The organism is Microcoleus sp. (assembly GCF_041354475.1).
Lineage (GTDB): Bacteria > Cyanobacteriota > Cyanobacteriia > Cyanobacteriales > Microcoleaceae > Microcoleus.
Genome location: NZ_JBGJZU010000123.1, coordinates 1 through 11,095 on the forward strand (window position 1 = coordinate 1; position 11,095 = coordinate 11,095).

Genomic DNA, 11,095 nt, shown 5'->3' on the forward strand with positions numbered 1-11,095 from the left:
AGGATGGCTAATCCTGAATTCACGCCTGTAGAGTAGAAGGAGCCGACTCCCTACGTAGAAGCAGGAAGTAAGTTTTAAGTGTCCGAGATGTCATTCTTGTCCGCTTTATGTCAATCTTATGTAGCAGTAGAGGACGATACCAACGGATTTGATATCGACCCCATTTCAGCGTTCCGGGCAAACAGGCAAAATTCGCCTCTGGCGCTGTGGAACTTGAGCGATTGAATTAGATGCTACCAGCGTCACTTGCCCTTGAGCATCCATCACCCAACCTTGAGCAGGAATAACTGCTGGTGGTGGCATTTTTATTTCCGCTTTTTTACCCTGTAGATTCTGACTTTCACCTCTGGCTGGTTCCACCCAACTAAACTGGGTAGAATCGCTATTAAGCGCATCACTAGGGTTGGCTGGTACTCCTCCTTTACCAGTAATTGTAAACTCACTTCCCGCTCCTTGTATGCAGGGATTAGCCACAATTAACGCAGCCCGCTCGACAACATTTTGAGGTAGTTCTACTAAACCTTGAGCGGGATTTACACCAGCAGTGCTAAATGTTACCGCACCTTGCAAGGCCGGGCCAGCCTGTTGAGAAATGGCGGCGATATCGCTAGTGGGAATTAAAGATGTGGGATTTACTTGTAAATTGGCAAATTCCGCATCATTCAGTCCTAAAGTGTTTCTAGCTTGTTCTCGGTTAATGGTAGTAAAGCCAAAGATATTCGGGACATTAACCGCAACTTGTCCGCCCCTAGCTGTGCGAGCGTTGGCTGTAATGTCGCTATTTTCTCGCGGTAGAGCTACCAAAATATCGCTATTAATTCTGATATTTCCACCGTCAGAAATACCTGCATCAGTGGTAATTCTGCTGCCGCGGCGCAACTGGATCGATCGCGCTTCCAGATTAATATTTGCCCCAGTACCAGATACAGTTGTACCATCAATGCTGGCTTTGTTGTCAAGGGCGATCGAGTTAGCTACAACGTTAATATTGCCAGCCCTACCTGTTCCTGAAGATTGAACATTAACCACTGCACTATCCCGAAGGATCAATTGACTAGCATTCAAATTCAACGAGCCTGCATTTCCGCTAGCAGTGGAATTGACAGCATTAAACGCCCTACCAGCCGAGGCCTCAATTGCACTCCTCAACCGACTGTTACTCCCAATACCTTGCACTTCTACGCGATCGGCATTAATTGTAATATCTCCGGCATCTGCTATACCCAGAGAAGCCGCAGAAATAACGCCGCCATTCTGCACAGTTAGTTTAGGTGTTGAGAGGCGGATATCTCCACCTCTACCAGAACTTGCAGTTTGAGTAACAAAAGAACTTGCTACATAGCCCGCATTCCCCAAAAATCTTGACTCGCCGCTTACTTCTATAGACTCGGAGGCTCTCACAGTTAAATTTCCTCCCGTCCCCCCACTTGTATAAAACACGACTTCGCCAAAAATAGCACCCGTCGTTAAACTAATTGTGGCTCCATTAGAAACAGTCAGCCGTTTAGTGTCGATACTAATATCCCCACCTTTTCCATTCCCCTCAAAAGTATTCGTACCGAGCCTAGTTTGCCCTAAACCTACAGGGAGACTCCCCGACAATTCCACAGATTCACTCGCTTTAATCGCGATATTCCCCGATGCTCCATCACTAAGACTGAAGCTGGCAAAAGCACCGCCATCGCGCAGTATTAACCGTTGGGCTTCAACAGTAATGTTTCCACCTTGACCAGTGGTTGCGTTCGTTGTGCCGTTATAGAGCGTCGAACTAACGAGTTCGACGTTGTTGGCGTGGATAGTCAGATTTCCGCCATTCCCAGCACCAAAGGTGGGGGCACCGGCCACTACCCCATTGCTCATCAACAGCCGTCCGGCTTCAATGTTAATGTCTCCTGCGGCTCCACTGCCAATAGTGCTAGTGAACAGAACAATTTGCGAAACAAAGGGGTTGCCTGTTCCAGATGTCTGAAAATTTTCTGTAAGCTGCTGATAGCCCTCAATTCCCAACCCGAACATTTCTACTGAGTCAGTAGCGTGGATGTTGATATTGCTCCCTTTCCCATCTCCCAGTGTCGTGGTGAAAATTTGTGACCCCTCTTGTACTCGCAAGTTTTGGGCATTGATGTCAATCCCTCTACCATCAATATTTCCTAGTGTCAATCCATAAATTCCCGAATTACTGAGGGTGACATTTCCACCTCTAATGTCAATTTTTCCACCTCCTAATCCGGTGGTATTGATAAATGCACCGTTCATTTCTATATTGCCGAAGTTTTGAATATTCCCATAGTTTAAATTCAGACCTAAAGCTGTTGGTTCAAATTGCACTAAACCGGGACTTTTCACGCTACCCAGAAGAATTTGTCCGCTATAAGCTGTGAGATTTCCGCCTTGTAGTTGAATGTCTCCGCCAATTAAGGCTAAAGTTTGACCTGGATCTACTGCTAAACCAAGTTTGTTAGAAACTGGAATTTCTATAGGAAGTTGTGGTAAAGTTGGTGTTGGGCCGATTGCTTGGGAAGAGTTGACAATTGTGCCGGGATTGTCTCGAAATCTCAAGCCCACAGGAATATTAATCGCTAATAATGGTACTGTCGTAGGGTTTTTGCTACTAAATTCAAAGCCATTATTAAAAACAATACTATCAGCAGTTGAGCCTAAAAATGACCCGCGTAAATCTAATCGAGCATTGGGGCCGAAGACAATTCCTTGCGGATTGAGTAAGAATAAGTTGGCGTTCCCTTGCACTCCTAATGTTCCTAAAATATTGGAAGGATTGCTGCCTGTGATGCGGGTGAAAATATTAAGAATTCCATTAGGATTGACAAAATATGCGCCTCTGCCTTCACCGACGTTGAATTCGCGGAAACTGTGAAAAAGATTAACACCGCGAGTTGCACCGCCTTCGATGCGGTCTGATGGTAGGTTATTGATGGTGTCGGAGACTGTGCGGGAGTTTTCAGTGCCTAAAGTGCGATCGGGGATAATTTGAGCAATTGTCGCAGTGGGAAATAGTAAGAATAAAGTAAAAAATAGGACAGAAGATAGGCGGGACATAGTTGAACTTCGCTAGATAGTATTTGAAATAAAAAAATAGAACACCCAGATCCCCGAATTCTTAAATAAGTGAGGGATTTAACATAAGATTAGATAGACATACTTAAAGCCAGATAAATGATTGTACCGCGTCTCGAACAATTTAGAGGTTGTCTGATCGGTCAGTGCCTCGGCGACGCTGTAGGCTGTAGAGTTGAAGGCTATCCTCCCGAAGTTTGCCAAAACTTTGTCACCTACGAAGTTCGACTCAAAAAAATCAAAGATCGCGATCGCTTCGGCTTCCCCTTTGGTCAATATACCGACGATTCCCAACTCGCCCGCGAACTCCTTCAAAGCTATCTCGCTTGTGGTCAATTCGACCCTAGGGACTACGCGACTCGTATTGCTGACATTTTCGCTCAAGAACGCATTGTCGGGCGGGGTCGATCGACTGAAGAAGCTGCAAACCGGCTGATTCGGGGCGTTGCTTGGCAAGAAGCTGGCACTCCTGCTCCCAGTGCTGGTAATGGTAGTGCTATGAGGGCAGGACCGATCGGCTTAATATTCTACGATCGCCCGTCTCAGCTCATACAAGCTGCTTGCGATCAAGGGCGCATTACCCATCAAGACTCGCGGTGTTCTGCGGGTGCTGTGGCGATCGCCGGGGCTGTCGCGATCGCCCTTCAATCTGACACTATTGAAACTGAGCCATTCCTGGGCCAACTGAGCGAATGGGTAGCAGAAGTTGATTCTTCCTTTGCCGCTTTGCTGAAAGATTTGATTGAGTTGGTCAAATTGCCCCCAGAGTCAGCGGTAGAGCTGATTTCTAAAGCTGGACTACCGTTAAACTACCAGCATTCTTGGCAAGGAATTTCACCCTTTGTCGTAGGTAGCGTCTTGTGGAGTTTATATGCGTTTTTGAGAACCCCTCAAGATTACTGGGAGACTCTGTGTACTAGCATCGCCGTCGGTGGCGATGTGGATACCACCGCAGCAATGGCTTGTGCCATCAGCGGGGCATTTCTGGGTCTAGAAGCCATCCCGAAGCAACTAACGGAACTTTTGAACGATCGGGAGACTTGGGGCCTGGGCGAACTGATGCAACTGGCTGACAGTTGTTATCAGTTGAAAATGAAGTTTTAACGGCTTCTAACAAGTTAAGACTTATTGCAAGTGCGATCGCGATCGCGTAACACCGTCAGGATTTGATATCAGTCACGATTTGGTGGGCCTAAGTCATTAGGTAAATCGTTCAGCGTTTTTCCTAGGGCTTCGCAAAGGGCTTTCATTTGAACAATTGTGAGTTCAGGTTCGTCTATTCCCCGTTCCCAGTTGCTGATTGCTTGCTGAGTTAGAGTTTTTGCGCCCGTTTTGTCAGGAATTTGCTTGGCTAAAGCCGATTGTGACAAACCAGCAGCTTCTCGCAATATTTGCAGTGCTGGTATATCTTTGGAATCTTGAGCTTGTTTCTTTTTAGACATATCATAGAAATTTACAAGCAAACTTGTTTACAAGATCAAGTTTTACAAGTATGCTTTTAAATATAGGACAACGGAAAGTTGGCTTGTGTAGCCGGACGGTGGAAACGCTTTGGTTTATTGTATCAAAGTATTAAACATTAACACAAAAACTTTTCTGTACTTGGCGATCGCACTAATTCTGTGATATTCTTCCCTTCCTCGAACTATTCCCAATTATGCCCACATCCACGGACAACTTCTATGTAGGCGATGTCGCCTTCAACTTTCACTTTGCAGGCCCCCTTCTAGACTTTGAAGAAGAAATCCAGAATCAATCACCCTTTCACGATTTAGAATACCTAACTGGCGAAATAAAAAGGGGATTCCTAGACTACGTGCGCCAAGGAATCATGCTGGATGCTATCCGAAGACTGCGATTGTATAAAGACCAGTTCAAAACCTTTAAAAAATATTGCGAACAAGCATTAGGTAGGCAGTATTTTTACTGTACGCAAATCATCAAAGCTGCTGGCATTTGTCTGCGCTTAATTAAAGCCGGATTTGATATTTTGCCTAGCTGCGTTGCTCAGGTTGTCCCTTTGTTTAAACACGCAGTCACCGACCAATATGGCGACTGTCCTTTGGAGGAGAAATGGCAAGAAGTTGTGGATGTAGTGCCAAAAGAAAAGATTACCGCAGTTACTATTAGCGAAACGGTTGACAACAATCCCGAACTGCGGCTCAAACAAATTAAGATTAAAACGGACACCTACGCTCTTTTATCTAAAAAAGCAGCCGCAGCGGGTATGTCAATTTCGGAATTGTTAGCCCGGTTGGTGGATGAATACAATCCCCGAAATGTAGAGGAAGCAGCGGAACATACTCCCGAACAAGAGGAAATTTTAGACCAGTTAGACGAGGAGTTTAAGAAGCCTGCAACGGAAGAAAAATCCCCAGCGGCTAAAGGCAATAAATCTCAAGGTTTTGGAGTGAAGGTTAAGTCAAAAGGTGCTAAAGGGGAAGTTAAGACTAAAGGTGTGGGCGAGAAAATTCAGGCTAAAAGTTCGGCTGGTAAAGTTAAGTTGAAAAATCGGCAATTTGAAATTAAAGGGGAGAAACAGTCGAATTCATTGGAGGATAAAAATCATGAAATTATCGGAGAAAAATCTCAGGCTGCGTCAACATTAACTGAGGGAGGTTCTAGGGAATAAAATTCAGTACCACCGGATTGAAACTTACGAATGACCGAAAAGCTGACTGCATAAGTCTTCTTCCTTCTTCCTTCTACTTATGAAGTCGAGAAACCGGGTTTTTTACCAAAATACTTCGTTCCGGTCCACAAATTTAATAAAAACCCGGTTTCTTTGTCGGAGTCCTTAAGTCCTATATGACCTTAGAAGGTTCCCCCTCCCCAGGCGGTTCCACGGAATCACCAAAAGCAATCCGCAGAAATGGCGGGGCTAAAAATGTTGTTAGAATCACCATGATAATAATTGACACTTCCAATGGTTTATCAAGAACCCCACTCGCCGAACCAATGCCTGCAAAAACTAACCCGACTTCACCGCGAGGAATCATCCCAACTCCGATCGCCAATCGATTAATTCCCGGCTGACCAAAAACCACCCAGCCTGTAACTAGCTTGCCAATAATCGCCACCAAAATCAAGAAAACAGCAATCAAAAGTCCCGCCCGATTATCCGGGACTGTGGGGTTCAAAACTCCCAAATCCGCCCGTGCTCCCACCGTCACAAAAAAGACGGGTACAAGTAAATCGGCGATAGGTTTCACCAATTCATCCAACTCATTGCGCGCATCGCTTTCATCCAAAACCAAGCCCGCAGCAAAGGCACCCAAAATCGCTTCCAGATGGATGGCATTACCCAGAAATGCCATGAAGTAGGCAAAAGTAAATGCCGGAATCACAATATTGCCACGAGTTTTGAGTGTCTCTACAACCCCAGTAAAGGTTTTGTTGAAAAAACCACCCAACAGAATCGAACCTAGCAGAAAAGCAGTGGCACTAACAATCAAATAAATGACATTAACCACATCAATTTCACCAGTTTTAGCTAAGCTAGCAACAACAGCTAGGACAATAATTCCTAGCACATCATCAATCACCGCCGCACCGACAATTATTTGACCTTCTTTAGATTTTAGTTGTCCTAATTCCGACAAAACTTTCGATGTAATGCCAATGCTAGTTGCCGTCAAAGCGGCCCCGGCAAAAATCGCTGGAATCGCCGCAGTATGGAAGAAAATCATCAAGCCCGCAGTACCAGCGGCAAAGGGAACTGCCACGCCAACACAGGCGACAACAACAGCTTGAATTCCGACTTCCTTAAGTTGTCTGAGGTCCGATTCTAGGCCAATTTCAAACAACAGAATAATTACACCCAATTCAGCTAACACTGAAATGACTTCACTCTGGGATTCAAAGATACTGGTGACGGCGGCTGGGGAGAGATGATTAATTAATTGCAGAACACTCATAATCCCAGAGTCTGAGGCTGACAGCCCAGCTTCGGGAAAGACGATGAGGTGTAATGCCGATACTCCGACAATTACCCCTGCGACTAATTCACCTAAAACAGGGGGGAAATCGAAGTTTCTAGCTACTTCTGCGCCTAGTTTACTGGCGAGATAAATCACTACTAAACTAAGTAAAACTCCGCTGAGGACGATGGGAGAATATTCGGCTTCGACGGTTGCTAACAAAGGTATGGGAGCAACTAGGGATGCCATCCCAGAACTTAAGGCTGTAATTGTATGGTTCACAAACATGAATTAGGTGAGGATAAGAAGGACGATTCTAGGGTGACTGTTCGCTGTTAAATGTGAGTTGCCAGAGTGATAACTGCTAGCTATTTTATAGCTACTTAACTCAACATGAAGCTCAAGCAAAACTTGAAGAACCCAAATCGGGAGGAACATCCTGCCATCGTCCTTGACCTACTGCTTGAATTGCTTCTTTTAGCAAGATATCTCCAGTATAAATCGCTCTACCAACGATCGCACTTTTGACACCAATTGCTTCCAAAGCCAACAAACTCAACAAATCTGCGATCGAACTAACGCCACCGGAAGCAATCACCGGAATCGAAATAGCATTGGCAATTTCGCGCAAAGATTCCAAATTTGGCCCTTCCATTGTACCGTCGCGGTGAATGTCGGTATAAATAATTTCAGCAGCACCTAATTTTGCCATTTGCTGTGCTAATTCTGTTGCTAAAACTTCCGATGTTTCTAGCCAGCCTCTAGTTGCAACTTTACCATTTCTGGCATCAATGCCGACCAGAATTTGACCGGGAAATTCGCTGCACAATTCACCGACTAATTCCGGTTTTTCGACAGCGACAGTGCCGAGAATTGCCCGCCGAACGCCTAAATTAAGGATAGCAGCCACGGAAGTGCGATCGCGCAGTCCGCCTCCCACTTGACAGGGAACATCAACGGCTCTGACAATGGCTTCAATGGCTGCTTGGTTGACAGGATGACCTGCTTTGGCCCCGTCGAGGTCTACTAAATGTAGCATGGTTGCGCCTTCGTTGACCCACTGTCTGGCGACTTGGACGGGGTTGTCGTTAAAAGTTTGGGATTTGGCGTAGTCTCCTTGATAGAGTCTGACGCATTTTCCATCCAATAAGTCGATCGCGGGAATTACATTCATAATTTGGGAATTGGGAATTGGGAATTGGGAATTGGGAATTGGGAATTGGGAATTGGGAATTGGGAATTGGGAATTGGGAATTGGGAATTGGGAATTGGGAATTCTCTTCCTTCTTCCTTCTTCCTGCTTCCTTCTTCCTTCTTCCTTCTTCCTTCTTCCTTCTTCCTGCTTCCTGCTTCTGGGAACTAAAGTCCTGACTACAAACATCCTACAATATTTTAAACTGACGGACGCTGTATTTTTGTGGGAAAAAATGCTCGGAATGCCGTATTTCGCTCTTCGGGAGTTTCTTTTGCCCAATTTGATAAGCTTTCATAGAAAAAGAATGAGACACCCGCAAAGTTTCGTTTTCGCACTTCTTGTACTTGTTCTTGAATTTGTTTGAGGGGAACAGGGTTGTTTTTCAAACCAGTTAAAATGCCAATTGCTGTGGGAATATGAGGCTTAGCAAGTTTAACTTCTTCTCGTTCCAGTTCCTGATTAAAACGCTTGATATCGCTGCGATAAACCTGCAACACAATTTCTTCGATGTAACCGCGTCTTTCCCAAGTAAACCAGTCTTGCAAACTAGCTGGTAAGGCAAAGTTAAAAGGGTTGGGAGATAAAGCCACAATACATTTTTGTTTGCGGGCTTTGATAGCTGTGAAAAGTTTCCCCATAAACTGATTGATTCTGTCCGCACGCCAGCGCACCCAGAAAGTTTCGCGGGAGTCGCTGGAGGGAGGTTTTTTGATATCTTTTTGGTACATTAAAACCGTTAGCGGTTCATATCCAAATTCTGACGGTAAGCCGAAATGGTCGTCAAATTGAATCCCATCTAGATCGTAATTTGCCACAAGTTCCACAACTAAATCTTGGATAAACTTCTGCACTTCTGGATGAAAAGGACTCAGCCAAACTCGATCTTCTATACCTTCTTTCCAAATAGTTGAACCGTCTCGTCGTTTCGCCAGCCAGTCTGGGTGCAATCTCGCTAATTCAGATTTGGCGGGAGCCATGAAACCAAACTCAAACCAAGGGATGACTGCGATCCCTTTTTTATGTGCTTCTGTAATGATTTCTTTGAGAACATCTCGCCCTTTTAATGCTGGTGCTGGGTCATTTAATTGTCCGAATACTCGCTTGGCTACAGCGCTGGGATGAATGGTATAACCCCCTTGCCAAACGGTAGGATATATGGTATTAAAATTAAGTTTTTCTAGGCGATTTACAGCGTCATTTATGTTTTTGCGGGAGAAGATGACATCGCTGTCAATGTTGGTCAGCCAAATGCCGCGCAATTCGGTTTTTGTAGGCATTTTGGGGGGAGTTTGAGCCCAGCCACGGGGAGAGAAGATGGCGGTGGATGTGAGGGCGATCGCAAAAGCAATTATTAAAGCCAGTATCCTCTGCGATCGGTGTAGTTTAATCATCAACTTTTTGTACATATTACCCATTACCCTTGGGGCTACCTTATGTTAGTGACAAAGGCTAGATATCAATTTTACCTTACTCAGAGCGATCGGGCAAATTCATCACTTGGCGGTAATGTGCCTCAATTTCAGTCACCATTGCTGATTGGCGCTTGCTAGTCCACTGACTGCGATCGAATAATTCCTTTCTCAAATCATCCACATCAATTGTTTTCACCTTACCTTCTGCTACAAGTTGTTTACCATTTACCCAAACACTATGCACAGCATTAGTCGGACGACCCAAGATGAGTAAACCAATGGGATCGGTCCGTGGTAGTAATGATAAATTCCTTAAATCGTATAACACAAAATCCGCTCGTTTGCCTACAGTCAAAGAACCAATTTCATCTGCCATATTTAAGCCTTTTGCTCCTCCTAATGAAGCCATTTCTACTGACTGGCGTGGCGTAATCCAATGGCGATAATCTAAATCAGTGATGTTGTGCAATAGGGAACCAATTTTAATCGCTTCTAGCAAATCCTGGGAGTCATTGCTAGCGGCACCGTCGCAACCAAAGGAAATATTTACTCCGGCTTTAAGGTATTTTAAAATTGGTGCGATACCGCTTCCTAAACGTAGGTTACTGAGGGGATTATGGACAACGGTGGATTGGGTTGCTGCCATAATTGCAATGTCTGCATCGTCCAACCAAACACAGTGTGCTAGGGATGTTCTGGGACTCAAATACCCAATTTGTTGCAAGTGTGCTACGGCGCTACAACCATATTTTTCTTGAGCTAATTGTTTCTGGGCGCGGGTTTCTAAGAGGTGGGCGTGGCGGCAAAGATTTTGGCGATCGCTCAAATCGATACAACCTTCAAATAACGCATCAGAACACAGTTGAATTCCCGTCGGTGCTAATAATATATTCACACCTAATTCTGGGTTGTGAAACTGTTTTATGGCTGATTCCATTAAATCTAAAGTTGCCTGAGTCGATCGCAAATAAGCTGCGGTATCGATAGCACTATCGCCAGCGGGCATTCCCGATTTTAGAGATTCGTCTTGAATTAACGGCCCGATGAAAGCGCGAATTCCAATTTCTTGGTAAGCGCGAACTGCTGCCGCAATTGTCTCTAATTCTTGTCCGGGAATCAAGACTAAATGATCGACTACGGTTGTCCCTCCAGATAGCAATGTTTCTACGGCTGTTCCCAGTGCACTCAAGTAAATTTGTTCGGTATCGAGAGGGGTAAAATCGTACAATTCTGCAATCCACAATTCCAGCGGCAAAGGGGGAATTATGCCCCGCTGCCACATTTCGGAAGAGTGCGTGTGGGCGTTGACAAAACCGGGAAGCAGCAGCAGCTTATTTGTGCCGTCGATAACTGTTTCACCCCCCCTATCCCCCCCTTGGTAAGGGGGGGGACTAAAAAGGGCGGTTTCCCCTTGGTAAGGGGGGGGACTAAAAAGGGCGGTTTCCCCTTGGTAAGGGGGGGGACTAAAAAGGGCGGTTTCCCCTTGGTAAGGG

8 protein-coding genes are annotated in these 11,095 nt (G+C 45.3%); 2 read left to right on the top strand and 6 right to left on the bottom strand.

What is annotated here, in order from left to right; all coding sequences use genetic code 11:
* Positions 1-165: 165 nt before the first annotated feature.
* Positions 166-3,057, bottom strand: coding sequence for a filamentous hemagglutinin N-terminal domain-containing protein (locus ACBR23_RS27450; protein WP_371120813.1), 2,892 nt, complete (start codon positions 3,055-3,057; stop codon positions 166-168).
* 117 nt (positions 3,058-3,174) lie between these two features.
* On the opposite strand from ACBR23_RS27450, the gene ACBR23_RS27455 reads away from it, so the two are divergent.
* Positions 3,175-4,179 carry an ADP-ribosylglycohydrolase family protein gene (locus ACBR23_RS27455; protein ID WP_371120812.1) on the top strand — a complete coding sequence of 335 codons (1,005 nt, stop codon included), beginning with the start codon at positions 3,175-3,177 and terminating at the stop codon, positions 4,177-4,179.
* Between the two features lie 68 nt (positions 4,180-4,247).
* Here ACBR23_RS27455 and ACBR23_RS27460 read toward each other — a convergent pair whose 3' ends face one another.
* Positions 4,248-4,517 carry a helix-turn-helix transcriptional regulator gene (locus tag ACBR23_RS27460; RefSeq protein WP_341735424.1) on the bottom strand — a complete coding sequence of 90 codons (270 nt, stop codon included), beginning with the start codon at positions 4,515-4,517 and terminating at the stop codon, positions 4,248-4,250.
* A gap of 215 nt (positions 4,518-4,732) precedes the next feature.
* On the opposite strand from ACBR23_RS27460, the gene ACBR23_RS27465 reads away from it, so the two are divergent.
* Positions 4,733-5,707 (top strand): hypothetical protein, encoded by a 975-nt coding sequence (locus ACBR23_RS27465; protein WP_371117305.1) that lies wholly within the window; start codon positions 4,733-4,735, stop codon positions 5,705-5,707.
* Between the two features lie 172 nt (positions 5,708-5,879).
* Here ACBR23_RS27465 and ACBR23_RS27470 read toward each other — a convergent pair whose 3' ends face one another.
* The 4 genes from ACBR23_RS27470 to ACBR23_RS27485 all read right to left on the bottom strand — a co-directional run.
* Positions 5,880-7,283, bottom strand: a complete 1,404-nt coding sequence (locus tag ACBR23_RS27470) for a cation:proton antiporter (protein ID WP_341735422.1) — start codon at positions 7,281-7,283, stop codon at positions 5,880-5,882.
* A 112-nt stretch (positions 7,284-7,395) separates the two neighbouring features.
* Positions 7,396-8,169 (bottom strand): 1-(5-phosphoribosyl)-5-[(5-phosphoribosylamino)methylideneamino]imidazole-4-carboxamide isomerase, encoded by a 774-nt coding sequence (hisA, locus tag ACBR23_RS27475; RefSeq protein WP_371117303.1) that lies wholly within the window; start codon positions 8,167-8,169, stop codon positions 7,396-7,398.
* 218 nt (positions 8,170-8,387) lie between these two features.
* Positions 8,388-9,581 carry a glycoside hydrolase family 10 protein gene (locus ACBR23_RS27480; protein ID WP_371120810.1) on the bottom strand — a complete coding sequence of 398 codons (1,194 nt, stop codon included), beginning with the start codon at positions 9,579-9,581 and terminating at the stop codon, positions 8,388-8,390.
* Between the two features lie 76 nt (positions 9,582-9,657).
* The coding region (locus ACBR23_RS27485) for an amidohydrolase family protein (RefSeq protein WP_371125716.1) at positions 9,658-11,095 on the bottom strand (1,438 nt) is incomplete at its 5' end.